Source organism: Inquilinus limosus (genome assembly GCF_002195995.1).
Taxonomy (GTDB): Bacteria; Pseudomonadota; Alphaproteobacteria; order DSM-16000; family Inquilinaceae; genus Inquilinus; species Inquilinus limosus_C.
On sequence record NZ_NHON01000070.1, the window covers coordinates 14,540 to 32,985 of the forward strand.

At 70.0% G+C, this 18,446-nt stretch carries 15 protein-coding genes; 10 read left to right on the plus strand and 5 right to left on the minus strand.

Translation table 11 applies throughout. The features are described from left to right. Positions 1-7 precede the first annotated feature (7 nt). Positions 8-862 (plus strand): helix-turn-helix domain-containing protein, encoded by an 855-nt coding sequence (locus BWR60_RS26695; protein WP_088154712.1) that lies wholly within the window; start codon positions 8-10, stop codon positions 860-862. A 1-nt stretch (position 863) separates the two neighbouring features. On the opposite strand, the gene BWR60_RS26700 is transcribed toward BWR60_RS26695, so the two are convergent. Next, positions 864-1,451, minus strand: coding sequence for a TetR/AcrR family transcriptional regulator (locus BWR60_RS26700; RefSeq protein ID WP_218823700.1), 588 nt, complete (start codon positions 1,449-1,451; stop codon positions 864-866). A gap of 131 nt (positions 1,452-1,582) precedes the next feature. Between BWR60_RS26700 and BWR60_RS26705 the strand changes: the two genes are divergently transcribed. From BWR60_RS26705 to BWR60_RS26715, 3 genes are all read left to right on the plus strand, one after another. Then, positions 1,583-3,145, plus strand: coding sequence for an FAD-dependent monooxygenase (locus tag BWR60_RS26705; protein ID WP_230983191.1), 1,563 nt, complete (start codon positions 1,583-1,585; stop codon positions 3,143-3,145). A 247-nt stretch (positions 3,146-3,392) separates the two neighbouring features. Further along, complete coding sequence (locus BWR60_RS26710; protein WP_088154739.1) at positions 3,393-4,544, plus strand: MFS transporter; 1,152 nt, start codon at positions 3,393-3,395, stop codon at positions 4,542-4,544. A gap of 52 nt (positions 4,545-4,596) precedes the next feature. Then, on the plus strand, positions 4,597-5,061 hold the full coding sequence (locus BWR60_RS26715) for an ASCH domain-containing protein (protein WP_088154718.1): 465 nt from the start codon (positions 4,597-4,599) through the stop codon (positions 5,059-5,061). On the opposite strand, the gene BWR60_RS26720 is transcribed toward BWR60_RS26715, so the two are convergent. Continuing rightward, the gene (locus BWR60_RS26720; protein WP_088154741.1) at positions 5,058-6,482 is read right to left on the minus strand and encodes a sigma-54-dependent transcriptional regulator; all 1,425 of its coding nucleotides are present in this window, start codon (positions 6,480-6,482) and stop codon (positions 5,058-5,060) included. The genes BWR60_RS26715 and BWR60_RS26720 overlap by 4 nt on opposite strands. 126 nt (positions 6,483-6,608) lie before the next feature. Between BWR60_RS26720 and BWR60_RS26725 the strand changes: the two genes are divergently transcribed. The 3 genes from BWR60_RS26725 (at position 6,609) to BWR60_RS26735 (ending at position 11,302) form a co-directional block, all read left to right on the plus strand. Then, a complete protein-coding gene (locus BWR60_RS26725) occupies positions 6,609-8,054 on the plus strand; it encodes an aldehyde dehydrogenase family protein (RefSeq protein WP_088154720.1) in 1,446 nt (481 codons plus the stop codon). A gap of 324 nt (positions 8,055-8,378) precedes the next feature. After that, positions 8,379-9,131: a glucose 1-dehydrogenase gene (locus BWR60_RS26730; RefSeq protein WP_088154721.1), complete on the plus strand. Its 753-nt coding sequence runs from the start codon at positions 8,379-8,381 to the stop codon at positions 9,129-9,131. A gap of 284 nt (positions 9,132-9,415) precedes the next feature. Beyond that, a complete protein-coding gene (locus BWR60_RS26735; protein ID WP_088154723.1) occupies positions 9,416-11,302 on the plus strand; it encodes a potassium transporter Kup in 1,887 nt (628 codons plus the stop codon). A gap of 257 nt (positions 11,303-11,559) precedes the next feature. Here BWR60_RS26735 and BWR60_RS26740 read toward each other — a convergent pair whose 3' ends face one another. The 3 genes from BWR60_RS26740 to BWR60_RS26750 form a co-directional block, all read right to left on the minus strand. Next, entirely contained in the window at positions 11,560-13,314 is a 1,755-nt protein-coding gene (locus BWR60_RS26740) for a TRAP transporter large permease (protein ID WP_088154725.1), read from the minus strand. Then, entirely contained in the window at positions 13,311-13,979 is a 669-nt protein-coding gene (locus BWR60_RS26745; protein ID WP_088154727.1) for a TRAP transporter small permease subunit, read from the minus strand. Before BWR60_RS26745 ends, BWR60_RS26740 begins: the two co-directional genes overlap by 4 nt. An 82-nt stretch (positions 13,980-14,061) precedes the next feature. Beyond that, on the minus strand, positions 14,062-15,222 hold the full coding sequence (locus tag BWR60_RS26750; RefSeq protein ID WP_088154729.1) for a TRAP transporter substrate-binding protein: 1,161 nt from the start codon (positions 15,220-15,222) through the stop codon (positions 14,062-14,064). Positions 15,223-15,480: 258 nt separating this feature from the next. On the opposite strand from BWR60_RS26750, the gene BWR60_RS26755 reads away from it, so the two are divergent. The 3 genes from BWR60_RS26755 (at position 15,481) to BWR60_RS26765 (ending at position 18,096) form a co-directional block, all read left to right on the plus strand. Beyond that, positions 15,481-16,185 (plus strand): CoA transferase subunit A, encoded by a 705-nt coding sequence (locus tag BWR60_RS26755; protein WP_088154731.1) that lies wholly within the window; start codon positions 15,481-15,483, stop codon positions 16,183-16,185. Positions 16,186-16,200: 15 nt separating this feature from the next. Further along, complete coding sequence (locus BWR60_RS26760; protein ID WP_088154733.1) at positions 16,201-16,845, plus strand: CoA transferase subunit B; 645 nt, start codon at positions 16,201-16,203, stop codon at positions 16,843-16,845. Between the two features lie 90 nt (positions 16,846-16,935). After that, entirely contained in the window at positions 16,936-18,096 is a 1,161-nt protein-coding gene (locus BWR60_RS26765; protein WP_088154735.1) for a GNAT family N-acetyltransferase, read from the plus strand. Positions 18,097-18,446: the final 350 nt, after the last annotated feature.

Sequence of the window (18,446 nt, forward strand, 5' to 3'; positions counted from 1 at the left end):
CACCGCAATGGCGCAGTCCCGCCACGACATGATCGAGACCTTCCGGGCCCGGCTGGAGGAGATCATCGCCACCTCGGGCCAGAGCCGCAGCGCCTTCGCCGCCGCGGTCGGGATGGACCGGTCGACGCTGTCGCAGATCCTGTCGCCGGCCAATGACCGGCTGCCGCGGGCCGAGACCCTGGCGGCGATCGCGGCCGCCCGCCAGGTCAGCATCGACTGGCTCTTGGGGCTGAGCCAGCGCGGACCCCTCTCCGCCGACATCCTGCCGGAGCGGCTGGCGATCGAGCGCGACGCGCAATGGACCGATGACGAGCGGCTGATCGCCTGGCATCGCGAGGCGATCGGCTACAAGATCCGCCATGTCCCCACCACCCTGCCGGACATCCTCAAGAACCGCGACGTGATCCGGCACGAGCTGGAGCATTTCGCCGGGGCGGGGCCGGAGCAGCGGATCGAGACCGCCGCCGCCCGGCTGGCCTATCAGCGCCGGCCGGAGACCGACATGGAGGTGTGCAACTCGATCCAGGCGATCGAGGGCTTCGCCCGCGGCGAGGGCATCTGGCACGACCTGGACACCACCGTCCGCGCCCGCCAGCTGGACCATATGATCGCGCTGGTGGAGGAGCTGTACCCGACCTTCCGCTGGTTCTTCTACGACGGCCGGCAGCATTATTCGGTGCCGGTGACGGTGTTCGGGCCGCTGCGGGCGGTGCTCTATCTCGGCGGCATGTATTTCCTGTTCAACTCGACCGAGCATATCCGCGCCCTGTCGGAGCATTTCGACAGCCTGATCCGCGGCGCCATCGTCCAGCCGCCCGACGTGCCCAAGCTGCTGCGCCGGCTGCGGGCGCGGCTGGGGTAGATCAGACGTAGGGCGTCCCGGCGAGCGCGGCGTCGACGCCGGCGAAGCCGCGGTCCATCACGCTCATGAAGGCCGGTCCGGGCTCCCGGTTCTCGCGGAAGGCGCGAAGCGCCTCGCCATAGGCCACCACCAGCGTCGCCACCAGCATCGTCGCCCCAAGGCGCGCGCCGGGATCGGAGCGCGGCCTGCCCGCCGCGCCGGCCAGCATTCCGGCGAGATCATCGGCCAGCGTCACCTGCAGCTCACAGGCGCGCGCCGTGAGCGCCGGGCTCTCCGCGACCATGCGCCAGAACCGGACGGGCCGGTCGGACATCCGGAACAGCGGGTGCCCGCTGTTCGCCAGCCCGCGCATCAGCGCCTGGAACGCGGCGACCGGCGGCTGCCCGCCGCGTCCGGCGATCGCCTCCCGCGCCAGGGCCCGGGCTTCCTCCTCGCGATCGAAGACCAGGTCCTCCTTGCGGGGGAAGTAGTTGAACACGGTCTTCCGGGCGACCTCAGCCTCCTCCGCGATATCGGCGACGGACACCTTGTCGAAGCCGCGCTCGACGAACAGGCGCGTCGCGACGTTGGAGATCGCCTGGCGCGTCATCTCCTTCTTGCGGTCTCGGAGTCCGGGTCGGTTTGACATGGCAAGGCTTATACCATATATAAATTTATACTCAGTGTAAAATACTGCCGTGCCGAGGCTGCCGGCGGAACACTCGCCTGAGGAATTTTGCCGTGATCCATGATGTCGTGATTGCCGGTGCAGGCCCTGTCGGCCTGTTCCTCGCCTGTGAGCTGCGCCTCGCCGGCCTGTCGGTGCTGGTGTTGGAGCGGGCCGGGGACCCGTGCTCGCCCCTGAAGCGCCTGCCCTTCGGGCTGCGCGGCCTTTCGGCCCCCACCCTCGACGCCTTCCACCGCCGCGGCCTGCTGGACGAGATCGCCGCGGCACAGCCCGCGACCGGCGGCCCGGGCGGCAGCGCCACTCCGGCCGCCGCGCATTGGGCGGGGCAGGCGCGCCGCCCGGGCGGCCATTTTGCCGGCATCCAGTTCTTCCAGGACCGGATCGACCCCTCGGCATGGCCGTGCCGCCTGCCCGGACCGGCCGGCACCAGCCTGGCGGTCGAGATGGAGCGGATCGAATCCGTCCTGGCCGCCCGCGCCGGCGCGATCGGCGTCGAGATCCGGCGCGGCCGCGGCGTGGAAGAAATCGATCCGTCGGATGACGGCGTGACCGTCCGCGCTGGCGGAGAGACGGTGCGCGGACGCTGGCTGGTCGGCTGCGACGGCGGCCGCAGCACGGTCCGCAAGGCGGCCGGCTTCGACTTCGCCGGCACCGATCCCGAATTCACCGGCTATTCCGTCGAGGTCGAGCTGGCCGATCCGGACGCGCTCCGTCCGGGCCGCCACTACACGCCGGCGGGCATGTACACCTACGCCCCGCCCGGGACGGTCGCGATGGTCGATTTCGACGGCGGCGCCTTCCACCGCACCCGGCCGGTCACCCTCGACCACGTCCAGGCGGTGCTGCGCCGCGTCTCCGGCACGGATGTCGCCGTGACGACGCTTCGCCTCGCCGCCACCTGGACCGACCGCGCCTGCCAGGCCACCGCCTACCGCCGCGGGCGGGTGCTGCTGGCCGGGGATGCCGCGCACATCCATTCCCCGCTGGGCGGGCAAGGGCTCAATCTCGGGCTCGGCGACGCCCTGAATCTCGGCTGGAAGCTGGCGGCCACGATCCGCGGCGATGCGCCGCCCGGCCTGCTCGACAGCTACGGGACCGAACGGCATCCGGTGGGGGCCCAGGTGCTGGACTGGTCGCGCGCCCAGGTCGCGCTGATGCGGCCGAGCCGCAGCTCGCGCGCGCTGGAGGCCATCATCCGCGATCTCATCGACACGGGCGACGGCGCGACCTATTTCGCCGGGCGGGTCTGGGGCCTGTCCCTCCGCTACGATCTCGGCGGCGGCCACCCGCTGGTCGGCCGCAGCGCGCCCGATTTCGAGCTGGCGGGCGGGACGAGGCTCGGCGAGCTCCTCAGGACCGGACGAGGCCTGTTCCTGGACTTCGACGCCGATGCCGCGCGTGAAGCGCTGGCCGACCGCTGGAGCGACCGGATCGCCTATGTCGCCGGCGACGCCAGGGACCGGCTGGGCCTGAGCGCCGTGCTGGTGCGTCCCGACGGCTTCGTCGCCTGGGCGGCCGAGACCACCGGGGACCTCGAGGGCGCCGCCCGGGCCGCGTCGCGATGGTTCGGCGAGGCTGACGGCATCCGCATCATGAGGACACGGCCGGCGGCTTAGGAACCGGAGGCCCCGGCGCGCATCTCCGCCGCGATCACCCCGGCGTCGCCTTCGCCGTCCAGCCGCGCCGATCCCTCAACGCTGCCATGCCGGACTTTTGTGCAGCGCAGCAGCGCCGGACGTTCTATATTTGATCCTTCTCTGACCGATTCCGTTGCCGAGAGGCGTCGCCATGGGCGAGCGCGCGCATCCTGCCGTCCCGGCGATCACGCCGGCCCCAACCATCACGCCTGCGATGATGTTCCTGATGGCCGTCGCCTGCGGTGCCATCGTCGCCAACCTCTACTACGCCCAGCCGCTGATCGCGCTGATCGCGCCGTCGGTCGGACTCGGCACCGTCGCCGCCAGCCTGGTCGTCACCCTGACCCAGATCGGCTACGGCGTCGGGCTGATCCTGCTGGTGCCGCTGGCCGACATGGTCGAGAACCGGCGGCTGGTGGTGCTGACCCTGTCCGGCACGGTGGTGGCCCTGGCGATCGCCGCGGCGGCGCCGAGCGCCGGGATCTTCTTGTTCGCGGCGCTGCTGATCGGCCTCAGCTCCGTCGCGGCCCAGATCCTGATCCCGATGGCGGCGCATATGTGCGCCGACGCGGTCCGCGGCCGGGTGGTCGGCAACATCATGAGCGGCCTGCTGCTGGGCATCCTGCTGGCCCGTCCGGTCGCCAGCGTGGTGGCCGAGCTCTTGGGCTGGCGCGCCATCTTCACCCTCTCCGCCATCCTGATGGCCGGGCTTCTGGCCGTGCTGGCCTGGCGCCTGCCGCAGTACCGGCCGGCGCCGGGGCCGCGCTACGGCCAGGTGCTGCGCTCGCTCGCCACCCTGTTCCGCCACACCCCGATCCTGCAGCGCCGCGCCGCCTACCAGGCCGCGCTGTTCGCTGGCTTCAGCCTGTTCTGGACCGCGGTGCCGCTGGAGCTGGCCGGCGACCGCTTCGGCTACAGCCAGGCCGGCATCGCCGTCTTCGCCCTGGTCGGCGCCGCCGGCGCCCTGGCCGCGCCGCTGGCCGGCCGAATCGCCGACCGCGGCTGGACCCGCCCAGCCACCTTCGGCGCCCTGGCCTCGGTCGCCGTCGCCTTCGCCATGGCCTGGGCCGGCGGCGTGGCCGGATCCGTGGTGCTGCTGGGCGCGGCCGGCGTCCTGCTCGACTTCGGGGTGCAGGCCAACATGGTGCTGGGCCAGCGCGCCATCTACGCCCTGGCGCCCGAGGCGCGCGGCCGGATGAACGGCCTGTACGTCGCCAGCGCCTTCGCCGGCGGCGCGGTCGGCTCCGCCATCGCCAGCGGCACCTTCAGCGCCGGCGGCTGGTCGCTGGTCAGCTGGGTCGGCCTCGCCTTCCCGGCGGTGGCGCTGCTGGTCTATTCGACCGAGCTGTTCCGCCGCCCGGTGCCGCGCCGGGCTTGACCCCGGCCCGGTTTCCGGTGGAATCGGCCTCCGATTCCGCCGGAGGCCGGGCATGACCGACATCGCCGAACGCTGGTGGCAGGCGCTGCGCCGCGACCGGCCGGATCTCGCCCTGCCCGAGCAGTACGACCTCTGGTATTTCGGCGACAGCGAGGACCTGGCGCGCGAGCTGCTGGAGCTGGTGCTGGCCGGCACCAAGACCGCCACCGCCGGGCTGGTCTGGGGCGCCGACGAGGCCGGCACGCCGAAGCCGGGCGGCTACAGCTTGATCACCGATTTCGACGGCACGCCGCGCTGCGTGCTGCAGACGATGGAGGTGCGGGTGCTGCCCTTCGACCGGGTCGACGCCGCCTTCGCCCATGACGAGGGCGAGGACGACCGGTCGCTGGCCTCCTGGCGCGAGGCGCATTGGAGCTATTTCGGCCGCCGCTGCGCCGAGCTGGGCCGCGAGCCTACGCTCGACATGCCGGTGTTCTGCGAGCGCTTCCGCCTGGTCTATCCGCAGCCGCGCGGCTAGCCCCGCCCCTCGGCCTCCCAGTTCAGCCGCTTGCGGTAGATGGTCGAGGCGCTGATGCCCAGCAGCGCCGCGGCGCGCGGCACATGGCCGTCACACGCCGAGATCGCATCCTCGATCGCGTCCTTCTCGACCATCCACAGCGGCCGGATCCCCGCCGCCTTGCCGTCCGCGGCCACCGCCGGCGGCTCGGCCGACGGGCGGGCGGGCTGCGCCGCCGGGATCAGGGTGCGCACCGGCGGCGGCAGCATCGCCCGGGTCACCAGCGGCCCGTCATGCAGCACCACGATGTTGCGGATCACGTTCTGCAGCTGGCGGACATTGCCGGGCCAGGCATAGCGCTGCAGGTCCTCCGCCACCTCCAGGTCGAAATCGCCGAAGCTCTTGCCCTCCTCCGCCGCGTAGTCGCGCAGGAACTGGCGCGCGATCAGCAGCACGTCGTCCTCGCGCTCGCGCAGCGGCGGCAGGGTCACCGGGATCACCAGCAGGCGGTAGTACAGGTCCTCGCGGAACCGGCCCTGCCGCACCTCCTCCGCCGGGTCGCGGTTGGTGGCGCAGACGATGCGCAGGTCGACCTTGCGCTCGCGGCTGCCGCCGACCGCCGTCACCACCCCGGTCTGCAGGAAGCGCAGCAGCTTGGTCTGCAGCTCCGCCGGCAGCTCGCAGATCTCGTCCAGGAACAGGGTGCCGCCATCGGCCCGGGCCGCAGCGCCCTCGCGGTCGGCCACCGCGCCGGTGAAGGCGCCCTTCACATGGCCGAAGATCTCGGATTCCATCAGGTCGCGCGGGATGGCGCCGCAGTTCAGCGCGACGAAGGGCTGGTCGTGCCGCGGGCTGCGCCGGTGCACCGCCTCGGCGCACAGCTCCTTGCCCGTGCCGCTCTCGCCGGTGATGAACACGGTGGCCTTCGAGGCCGCCGCCGAATCGATGATGCGGTACACCGCCTGCATCGCCAGCGACCGGCCGATGAAGCCGTAATAGCGGTCGCGGCCGAGATCCTCGCGCCAGGCCTCGACCTCGCGCTGCAGCCGCATCCGCTCCAGCGTGTTGCGGACGGTGACCGTCAGGCGGTCGCCGGGGAAGGGCTTGACCAGGAAGTCGAAGGCGCCCAGCCGCATCGCCTCGACCGCGGTGTTGACCGAGCCATGGGCGGTGATGACGATCGGCGCCACCGGGATCTGCTGCTCGCGGATATGCGCCAGGATCTCCATGCCGTTCATGTCGGGCAGGTTGAGGTCCAGCAGCACGGTCGCATAGCGCCCCTGCGCCAGCGCCGCGAGCGCGTCGGCCCCGGTCTCGGCATGATCGACGGCGACGCCGGCCCTCGACAGGGTCTCGATATACAGCCGCGCCAGAGCCGGCATGTCCTCGACCAGCAGCACGGCCGCGGCATCGGCGACAGGCGTTTCGGCGAGGGGAGCCATGGCGATATCGTGGCCCATGGGAGCATCCATCTTCAACAATGGTCCGCAACAAGAATTCGTCTTAAACGCAACGACGTGCCAAGCCTGCCCCGTCACGACGAACGGTCCTGAGACAGAAAGATCATCATGATAGGTCCGAAAACGATTCTGATCGATGGAATTTGGAACGTCGCGGAGGATGGCCGCACGATCGCGGTGATCGACCCGTCGACCGGGGCGGCGTTCGACAGCCTGGCCCGCGGCGGCGCGGCCGAGATCGATGCCGCCGTCCGGGCCGCGCGCCGCGCCTTCGACGACGGGCCCTGGGGCCGGATGCCGGCGGTGGAGCGCGGCCGGATCCTGACCCGCATCGGCCGCGCCATCGAGGCCGATTTCGAGACTCTGTGGCGGCTCGAGGCCGCCGATGCCGGCAAGCCGGTCAAGCAGGCCAAGGCCGACATCACCGCCTGCGCCCGCTATTTCGAGTTCTATGGCGGCGCCTGCGACAAGCACCACGGCACCACCCTGCCCTATCTCGACGGCTACACCGTGCTGACGGTGAAGGAGCCCTACGGCGTCACCGGCCACGTCATCCCGTGGAACTACCCGGCGCAGATCTTCGGCCGCACCATCGGCGGGGCGCTCGCCGCCGGCAATGCCTGCGTGCTGAAGCCGGCCGAGGATGCCTGCCTGACGCCGCTGCGCATCGCGCAGCTGGCGCTGGAGGCCGGGCTGCCGCCGGGCGCGCTGAACGTCGTCACCGGCCTCGGCGCCGAGGCCGGCGCGGCCCTGGCGTCGCATCCGGGCATCGACCACATCAGCTTCACCGGGTCGCCCGCCACCGGCGCCGCGATCCAGGCCGCGGCGGCGCGGTTCAACCGGCCGGTGACGATGGAGCTGGGCGGCAAGTCGCCGCAGCTGGTGTTCGACGACGCCGATGCCGAGGCCGCCCTGCCCTTCGTCACCGCCGCGATCGTGCAGAATGCCGGCCAAACCTGTTCCGCCGGCAGCCGCCTGCTGCTGCAGGACGGCATCGCCGACGAGTTCCTCTCGGCCCTGGGCGACCGCTTCAAGGCGCTGGAGACCGGCCCCTGGGACCGCGACCCGGATTGCGGCCCGCTGATCAGCGCCCGGCAGCAGGAGCGGGTGCGCGCCCATCTCGACCGCGCCCGGGCCGACGGGCTGCCGGTGCTGGCCGAGGGGCGGCTGAGCCCGAACGCCCCGGCCGGCGGCTTCTACCAGGTGCCGACCCTGGTCGGCGACGTGCCGGCGGGCCACCCGCTGGCGCAGGAGGAGGTGTTCGGCCCGGTGCTGGCGGTGCTGCGCTTCCGCGACGAGGAGGAGGCGATCCGCCTGGCCAACGGCACCGAATTCGGACTGGTGGCCGGGATCTGGACCCGGGACGGCGCCCGCCAGCTGCGCTGCGCCCGCCGGGTCCGCGCCGGCCAGGTCTTCGTCAACAACTACGGCGCCGGCGGCGGGGTGGAGCTGCCCTTCGGCGGCATGAAGCGCTCCGGCTTCGGCCGCGAGAAGGCGATGGAGGGGCTGGACCATTTCAGCGTGACCAAGACCATCGCCCTGAAGCACGGATAGGGAACCGCTTTCGCCGTTTTGACCCGTCATGGCGAGCCCCGAAGGGGCGTGGCCATCCAGGGGCCGGTTCGCACTGGCCCCTGGATGGCCACGGCGCTGCGCGCCTCGCCATGACGGAAAGTAGGTGGGCGTGGAGGAAGATCCGCGCCCGGCTCATACCTCCTTCGCGGACATTCGCCTGCTGCCCGGGCCGCCCTGCCCCTATAGTCCGGCCATTCGACGTCCGGGACTTCACCGGAAGAGACGGCGGGCCGGGCACCAGGCTGTTGAGCGGCGCCCCTCCCGCAACGCGACCACCACACGACCAGGACAGAGGGACAGGGCATGCGGCTCGAAGGCAAGGTGGCCATCGTCACCGGCGCGGCGTCAGGCTTCGGCAAGGGCATCGCCGAGCGCTTCGTGCGGGAAGGCGCCAGCGTGCTGATCGCCGATCTGTCGGCCGAGGCGGGCGAGGCCGTGGCTGCGGCGCTGAACAAGCTGCGGCCGGATGCCGCCCGCTTCGTCCGCACCGACGTGTCGCGCGACGCCGACACCGCGGTCGCCATCGCCACCGCGGTCGAGGCCTTCGGCGGGCTGGACATCGTCGTCAACAACGCCGGCTACACCCATCGCAACAAGCCGATGGCCGAGGTCACCGAGGACGAGTTCGACCGCATCTTCGCGGTCAATGTGAAGGCGATCTTCCTCGCCGTGCGCCACGCCGCGCCGCATCTGTCGGCCAAGGGCGGCTCGATTCTCAACATCGCCTCGACCGCCGGCATCCGGCCGCGGCCCGGCCTGACCTGGTACAACGCGTCGAAGGGCGCGGTGATCACCGCCACCAAATCGATGGCGGTCGAGCTGGCGCCGAAGATCCGGGTCAACTGCCTGTGCCCGGTGCTGGGCCAGACCGGCCTGACCTCGACCTTCCTCGGCGACGACACGCCGGAGCGGCGGGCCCAGTTCCTGGCGACCATCCCGCTGGGCCGGATGAGCACGCCCGAGGACATCGCCAACGCCGCCCTGTACCTGTCCTCGGACGAGGCCTCGATGGTCACCGGCGTGGCGTTGGAGGTCGACGGCGGCCGCTGCATCTGAGAGGCCATCCGATACCGCTACTGGTGCGGCCGTCTGACGGCGGTTTCTCCGCTTCCGGTGCACCAAATGTGCGCTGCGCTCCGGTTCTCGAAACCACCGCCAGCCGACTCGCACCAGCGCGGTCTCGAATGGCCTCTCACTCAGTCAAACGCAGCCGGGGCTTGCCTCCGGCGCGCGATGCCCGCACCCTCGGCGCTCAGGGTAGCGAGGGGGCCGAAGGGGGCCACAGGGATGCCAGCAACGGCCGGGTTGTCGAGGGTCCGCCATCCGACTAGGAAGGCGCGATGACGACCCTCGCTACCGACTCGCGCGACGGCCAATCGCTCGCCCCCAAGCTGCTCGGCGTCATCGGCGTCGTGTATGGCGACATCGGCACCAGCCCGCTCTACACCATCCGGGAATGCTTCACCCATCCCGGGGCGCCCGGCGTCTCCGAGGGCGCGGTGCTGGGCGTGCTGTCGCTGATCTTCTGGGCGACGACGCTGATCATCACGGTCAAATACGTCTCCTTCGTGATGCGGGCCGACAATCGCGGCGAAGGCGGCGTGCTGGCCCTGACCGCCCTGGCCTTCCGCGCCCGCCGCGGCAAACGATGGGGCCATTTCATCGTCCTGCTGGGCATCATCGGCGCGGCGCTGTTCTACGGCGACGGCGTGATCACCCCGGCGATCTCGGTGCTGAGCGCCGTGGAGGGGCTGAAGATCGCGACTCCGGTCTTCGACCCCTACATCATCCCGCTGACGCTGGTCATCCTGACCCTGATCTTCATGGTCCAGGCGCATGGCACGGCCAAGGTCGGCTCGGCCTTCGGCCCGATCATGTGCGTGTGGTTCCTGACCATCGGGCTGCTCGGCGCCGCCCAGGTGGTGAACCGCCCCGACGTGCTGGCGGCGATCTGGCCGAATCACGCGGTCGAGCTGTTCTATACCAGCCCCTGGGCCGCGGTCGTCGTGCTCGGCTCCGTCGTGCTGGCGGTGACCGGCGGCGAGGCCCTGTACGCCGATATGGGCCATTTCGGCCGCGGCCCGATCCGCATCGCCTGGGTCAGCTTCGTCTGGCCGGCCCTGCTCCTGAACTATTTCGGCCAGGGCGCGCTCCTGATCGAGAACCCGGCCGCGATCGAATCGCCCTTCTACCTGCTGACCCCGTCCTGGGGCCTGTACCCGATGGTGATCCTGGCCACCATGGCGACGGTGATCGCCTCCCAGGCCGTGATCTCCGGCGCCTTCTCGGTCAGCCAGCAGGCGGCCCAGCTGGGCTATATGCCGCGGCTGGAGGTGCGCCACACCTCGGCCGAGGAGAAGGGCCAGATCTACATCTCGCGGATCAACTGGTCGCTCTACGCCGCGGTGGTGATCCTGGTGGTCGGCTTCGGCTCCTCCAGCGCCCTGGCCGGGGCCTACGGCATCGCCGTGACCGGCACCATGGCGGTGACCAGCGTGCTGGCCTATCTCGTCGCCCGCCACCGCTGGGGCTGGAGCCGCTGGACCGCGCTGCCGCTGTTCGCGACCTTCCTGTTCATCGACCTCGCCTTCTTCGGCGCCAACACCATCAAGATCCTGCATGGCGGCTGGTTCCCGCTGGTGCTGGCGGTGGCGCTGACGACGCTGATGTGGGTGTGGCGCAAGGGGCGCGAGATCCTGTACCGGCGGCGCTACCGCGACGCCATCCCGCTGGCCACCTTCGTCGACGGCAAGATGTACAAGCGGGCGCATCGCGTGCCCGGCACCGGCATCTTCATGACCGGCAATGTCGGCGTCGTGCCCTTCGCCCTGCTGCACAATTTGAAGCACAACAAGATCATCCATGAGCGGGTGGTGCTGCTGAAGGTCGAGACCACGGACGAGCCGCGGGTCGATGACGAGCAGCGCATCGAGATCAAGGACCTGGGCGACGGCTTCTACACCGTGATCGTGCGCTACGGCTTCCAGCAGCAGCCGGACATCCCGCGCGCCTTGGCCGCCTGCTCGTCCAAGGGGCTCGGCTTCAACATGGCCGATACGTCGTTCTTCATGAGCCGGGAATACTTCGTGCCGTCGCCGCGGCCGGAGCTGCCGCCCTGGCAGGAATGGCTGTTCATCCTGATGTCGAACAACGCCCTGAGCGCCACCGAGTTCTTCCGCATCCCGGCCAACCGGGCGGTGGAGCTGGGCTCGCATCTGGAGATCTGAGCGGGCGACGAACCCACACGTTTTCCGCCATCCCGATCGCGCCGAGGCGGTGAATTGTTGCCTCTCCCGCTTGCGGGAGAGGTCGGAGACGCGAAGCGGCTCCGGGTGAGGGGGTTTTGTCGAGGCCTGGGCCAGCCCTCACCCGGTCGTCCTGCGGACGCCCGACCTCTCCCGCCAGGCGGGAGAGGCAATTCGAGAAGGTTCGCCGCTGCCAGCGCCTCGGCGTGACCAGGCATCCCGCTCCAAACGGCCGGCCCTCAATTCCCGTACAGGTATTCCGGCAGCCACAGCGTCATGCCGGGCCAGAGATACATCAGCACCATGCACAGGATCACCACCAGCATGTAGGGCATCATGCCGGCGAAGATCTGGTTGAGGGTGACGTGCGGCGGCGCCACGCCCTTCAGGTAGAAGGCCGACATCGCCACCGGCGGCGACAGGAACGCCGCCTGCAGGTTGACGAAGACCAGCACGCCCCACAGCACCGGGTCGATGCTGAAATGCTTCAGGAGCGGCAGGAAGATCGGCACGAAGATGATGATGATCTCGGTCCATTCCAGCGGCCAGCCGAGCAGGAAGATGATCGCCTGCGACAGGATCATGAACTGGACCGGCGACAGGTCCAGCGACAGCACCCAGTGCTCGATCAGCGCCTGGCCGCCCAGCAGAGCGAACACGGCGGAGAACAGCGCCGAGCCGACGAACAGCCAGCACACCATGGCGGTGGTCTTGGCGGTCAGGAACACCGCCTCCTTGGTCCGCTTCCAGTTCAGGGTCCCGGCCTGCAGCGCCAACAGGAAGGCGCCCGCCGCGCCGACCGCGGCGGATTCGGTGGCGGTGGTGATGCCGAACAGGATCACCGCCAGCACCAGCACGGTGAGGATGCCGAGCGGCATCACCGAGGAGGACAAGAGCTTCAGCATCTCGAAGCGCTCGGCCGTCATGCGCCGGTAGTAGCGGAACAGCACCACCGCCGCGACCAGGGCGACCAGGCCGAAGGCGAGGTAGAAGCCGTTGCCCACGCCCGCTGCCGCGCCGGTGGCCGGCGCCTCGGCGGCGACCGGCGCGCCGAGCTGCTCCAGCCCCTCCGGCACCGCCTCCGCCTCGGCCGCGGCCTGCGGGTAGATCACGACGTACCACCAGATCGCGACCAGCGTCGTCGCGGTCAGCGCCAGCGGGACCAGCGCGGCGCTGAAATTGCCGGCCAGCCGGCCATAGGTCAGGCGGCCGGCGCCGGTGTCGAGCGCGGTCGCCCGGGCCGGCGAGACCAGCGCCTTGGCCAGCCCGACCAGCATGTTGCGCGAATAGGCGGCCTGGAAGGCCCGCATCCAGCCCGGCACCGGCACCTTCGTCTGCTCCTCCGGCAGGCGCGGCGCCACCTTCGGCTGCAGCAGCGCCCAGCCGACGATGTAGAGCAGGTACAGGAGAGCGAGGAAGAAGCCCGGGAACATCGCCGCGGCATAGAGCTTGACCACCGACTGCCCGGCCACCGCGGCATAGACGATGATCATCACCGAGGGCGGGATCAGGATGCCCAGCGTGCCGCCGGCGGTGATGACGCCCGAGGCCAGGCGGACGTCGTAGCCGGCGCGCAGCATCGGGTTCAGCGCGATCACGCCCATCAGCACCACCACGGCGCCGACCAGGCCGCTGGCGATGCCCCAGAAGGTGCAGACGATCAGCGTGGCGACGGCCAGCGAGGCCGGCACCCGGCGGGCGGAGAGCTGGATGCTGTAGAACATCTTGTCCACCAGCGCCCCGCGCTCCATCACATAGCCCATCAGCACGAACAGCGGGATCGACACCAGGACGTCGTTGGTCATCGCCCCGTAGGTGCGCTGGACCATCAGGTCGAACACCCGGTTGTCCCACCACGGCTCGGACGGGTCGTAGAAGGCGTAGAAGCCGAAGAACATGCCGAGGCCCATCAGCGTGAAGGCCGTCGGGAAGCCCATCATGATGACGACCACGATGAGCCCCAGCATCGCGAGTCCGAGCGCGCCGTCGGTCATGTCTGCAGATCTCCCCCCTGCCCGCGCTGGCGCGCCGCCTCGTCGATCTTCTGCGCCCGCTCGATCGCGTCGCGGCGCGTCGCCTCGTCCACATGCTCGCTCTGCGCCAGCTGCTCCTCGACCACGTCGATCTCGGCGACGTCCCTGAGCCGGCTGGGCCAGGTTCCGGTGCGCAGGCAGGCGACGCAGCGCAGGATCTCGGCCAGGCCCTGCAGCATCACCAGCGCCCCGGCCACCGGGATCACCGCCTTGAAATGGTAGATCGGCGGTCCCTCGGCGGTGACGGTCGAATGCTCGCCGATGCGCCAGGACAGCTCGGCATAGCTGTACCCGGCATAGACCAGGGCGGCGATGCCGGGCAGGAAGAACAGGATGTACAGCACCAGGTCGAACGCGGCCTGGGTGCGCGGCCGCATCGATCCGTACAGGAAGTCGCCGCGGACATGGCCGTTCTGGGCCAGGGTATAGGCCCCGGCCAGCATGAACAGGCTGCCGTAGAACATGTTGCTGGCATCGAAGATCCACGCCGTCGGCGCGTTCAGGAGATAGCGCTTCACCACCTCGACGCAGATCAGGGCCATCAGGCCGATGATCAGCCACGCCGCGGCCTTGCCGACCCAGGTGCTGATGCCGTCGACCAGATGCAGGAGTCGCTGGAGGCTCATGCCATGCCGCCCGCTGCCGGAGGGATCGGACGGGAGCACGGCGCCGCCGGACCTGCCCGGCGGCACCGGCTCCGCTGCGGGATCAGAGCTTGCTGGCGGCCGCGTTCGCCCCGAAATAATGGTCGAAGGCCAGGCGGCGGTTGACCACCGTGTCCTGCTCCCACCGCGTCGCCCGCTGGGCGAAGGCGATCTGCGACTGCAGGATCTCCTTGAACAGCGGGTTCTCCCCGGCCTTCTTCTTCACCACCTCGTCATAGACCTCGAGCTGCCGCTTCAAGATCGCTTCCGGCGTCTTGTAGAACTTGACGCCGTCCTTGCTCTGCAGCTCGCCGTAATCCTTCGAATAGCGGTCGATCGCCTTCCACTGCATGTCCTGCGATGCCGCCTCGGCCGCGTTGGCGATGATGGCCTTGATCTTGTCGGGCAGCGCGTCGTACTTGCCCTTGTTGAACAGCACCTCGAACTGCTCGGCGTTCTGGTGATAGCTCTGCAGCATGCAGATCTTCGACACGTCGGGGAAGCCGAGCACGCGGTCGGAGGAGGCGTTGTTGAACTCGGCAGCGTCGAGCAGCCCGCGGTCCAGCGCCGAGACGATCTCGCCGCCCGGCAGCGCGTTGACCGCGGCGCCGAGGGCGGTGAACACGTCGATCGAGATGCCGACGGTGCGGAACTTCAGCCCCTGCAGGTCCTCGACCTTGGCCACGGGCTTCTTGAACCAGCCCAGCGGCTGGGTCGGCATCGGCCCGTAGGGGAAGGAGACGACATTGGCGCCGATCGAGGCGTAGAGCTTCTCCAGCAGCTCCTTGCCGCCGCCGTATTTGTGCCAGGCCAGCAGCGTGTTGGCATCCATGGCGAAGCCGGGGCCGGAGCCCCACAGCGCCAGCGCCGTCTGCTTGCCGTAGTGATAGACCATGACGCCGTGGCCGCCGTCGAGCGTGCCCTGCGACACGGCGTCGAGCAGGCCGAAGGCCGGCACCACGGCGCCGGCCGGCAACACCTCGATGGCCAGGTCGCCGCCGGTCATGTCGTTGACCTTCCTGGCGAAGTCCTGGGCGAATTCGTGGAAGATGTCCTTCGACGGCCAGGTGCTCTGCCACCGCATATGCACCGGCCCCTGGGCCTTGACGATGGCCGGCGCGGCGACCGTCGCCGCCGCGGCCACGGCCGCACCGCTGAGAAACCGGCGGCGCGACCCCTTGGATGTCGCGACGGGCGGCGTGGACTCCCGATCATGGATGGTCATGGAAATCTCCCCCTGTTGGGCGCGATGGACGCTTCAGGCGGCGTCCTTGATGCGCAACAAAGCCATAGCTTCTCATAGATGACCGCAAGAATCATCCGGCAGGATCGGCAGTGCGGATTCGACCTTCGTCGCAGTCTCGCGGGTCCGCCGCCGGCCCTGCCGCAAACCGGACGGGGTGCGGCGCGGGCTCGATTGACACCCGCCCGCCGCCCCGCTTTAGTCCCTCGGCGCCCAGTGATGCCTGACGGGAGTGACGGGATGAAGAAGGTCTATCCGGATGCCACGGCGGCGCTGGCCGGCGTGCTCCGCGACGGGATGATGGTGATGGCCGGCGGCTTCGGCCTGTGCGGCATCCCGGAGAAGCTGATCGACGCCATCGCGCTCAGCGGCGTCACCGGCCTGACGGTGATCTCGAACAATTGCGGCATCGACGGCGTCGGCCTCGGCAAGCTGCTCGAGCGCGGCCAGATCAAGAAGATGATCTCGTCCTATGTCGGCGAGAACAAGCTGTTCGCCCAGCAGTACCTGTCGGGCCAGCTGGAGCTGGAGTTCAACCCGCAGGGCACCCTGGCCGAGCGCATCCGCGCCGGCGGCGCCGGCATCCCCGCCTTCTTCACCAAGACCGGCGTCGGCACCATCGTCGCCGACGGCAAGGAGGTGCGCGAGTTCGACGGCGCGCAATATGTGATGGAGCGCGGGCTGTTCGCCGACCTGGCCATCGTCAAGGCCTGGAAGGGCGACACCGAGGGCAACCTGATCTACCGGAAGACGGCGCGGAACTTCAATCCGATGATGGCGACCGCCGCCAAGGTGACGGTGGCCGAGGTCGAGGAGCTGGTGGATGTCGGCGGGCTGGACGCGAACCAGGTCCACACCCCCGGCATCTATGTGAAGCGCATCCTTCAGGGCCGCGACTACGAGAAGCGCATCGAGCAGCGCACCACCCGGCCGCGCGCCGCCTGAGCTAGGGAGAGCATCATGGCCTGGACCCGTGAGCAGATGGCCGCCCGCGCCGCGCAGGAGCTGGAGGACGGCTTCTACGTCAATCTCGGCATCGGCATCCCGACGCTGGTGGCGAACTACATCCCCGACGGCGTGACCGTGGCGCTGCAGAGCGAGAACGGCATGCTGGGCATGGGCCCCTTCCCCTATGAGGGCGAGGAGGACCCGGACCTGATCAACGCCGGCAAGCAGACGATCACCGAGCTGCCGCAGTCGAGCTATTTCAGCTCGGCCGATTCGTTCGCCATGATCCGCGGCGGGCATATCGACCTGTCGATCCTCGGCGCCATGCAGGTGTCGAAGGAGGGCGACCTCGCCAACTGGATGATCCCCGGCAAGATGGTGAAGGGGATGGGCGGGGCGATGGACCTGGTCGCCGGCGTCAAGCGCGTCGTCGTGATCATGGAACACAACGCCAAGGACGGCACGCCGAAGCTGTTGAACGCCTGCGACCTGCCGCTGACCGGCAAGGCCGTGGTCGACCTGGTGATCACCGAGCTCGGCGTGTTCGAGATCGGGCCGCAGGGCCTGACCCTGACCGAGGTCGCCGACGGCGTCACCGTCGACGAGATCCGGGCCAAGACCGAGGCGCCCTTCGCCACCCGGCCCGGCCTCGCCTGAGGCCGCGGCAGCAGGGATCGGACCCGGCGCTTGCCCACGGGCGGCGTCGGGACCAGATTAAAGCTTTCGCACATGCGAGAGAGCGGTCCCATGCCCGACGGCACTCCGGAGGCAAGCCTCAAGCTCGTCGCCGACATCTCGGTCCTGGATGCCGGCGCCTGGGACGCCTGCGCCGGGCCGGACAACCCGTTCCTGTCCCATGCTTTCCTTGAGGCGCTGGAGCAGAGCGGGTCGGCCACCGCCGAGGCCGGCTGGCTGCCCCAGCACCTGGTGCTGGAGGAGGCGGACGGCCGGCTGCTCGGCGTCGTGCCGCTGTACCTCAAGGGCCATTCCCAGGGCGAATACGTGTTCGACCACAGCTGGGCCCGCGCCTATGAGCAGGCCGGCGGCCATTACTACCCGAAGCTGCAATCGGCCGTGCCCTTCACCCCGGTCACCGGCCCGCGCCTGCTGGTCCGCCCCGGCGCGCCGGCACAGACCGCCGACCTGCTGATCCATGGCCTCGAGCAGGCGGCGCTGGCGCACAAGGTCTCCTCCGTCCACGTCACCTTCCCGACCGAGGCCGACTGGTCGCGATTCGGCACCGCCGGCTGGCTGCAGCGGATCGGCGAGCAGTACCACTGGGACAATGACGGCTACGCCAGCTTCGACGACTTCCTGGCGACGCTGAACAGCCGCCGCCGCAAGGACATCCGCAAGGAGCGGCAGCGCGCGGTCGAGGGCGGCATCCGCCTGACCGTGCTGACCGGCGACGAGCTGAAGCCCCGGCACTGGGACGCCTTCTTCCGCTTCTACATCAACACCAGCGACCGGAAATGGGGCGACCCGTACCTGACGCGGGAGTTCTTCGCCCGGATCGGCGAGAGCATGGCCGACCGCGTCGCCCTGGTGATGGCCGAGAAGGACGGCCGCTGGATCGCCGGCGCGCTGAACCTGATCGGCGCCGACACGCTGTACGGCCGCAACTGGGGCTGCGACGGCCACGACTATCCCTTCCTGCATTTCGAGGCCTGCTACTACCAGGCGATCGACTTCGCCATCGCCCGCGGCCTGAAGCGGGTCGAGGCCGGCGCCCAGGGCGAGCACAAGGTGATGCGCGGCTACCGCCCGGTGCGGACCTACAGCGCCCACTGGATCCGCGACCCCGGCTTCCGCCGCGCCGTGGCGGATTTCCTGGCCCGCGAGACCCGCGCGGTCGAGGCCGGCATCGAAGACCTCGCCGAACACCTCCCCTTCCGGCAAGATTGCTGAGAGGCCATCCGGAACTGCTACTGGTGCGGCCGTCTGGCGGCGGTTTCCCCGCTTCCGGTGCTCACGCACCCAATGTGCGCTGCGCTCCGGTTCTCGAAACCACCGCCAGCCGACTCACGCCAGTTCCGAATGGCCTCTCCCAGCCGCATCCCGCGGCCGGCAGATGACGCGACGGCCGGCAGGCAGGGCCGTCGCCGACAACCGAGGGAGTGAGCGATGGATCTCGACAAGCTCTTGGGTGCGTTGGCGCAGAGCGGCCTGGGCCGTGCGTCCGGAGGCGGCGGGGCCGTGGTCGCCGGGCTGGTGCTGTGGCTGCTCTGTGCCGGCCTAGCCTCGACCCTGTCCCGGCT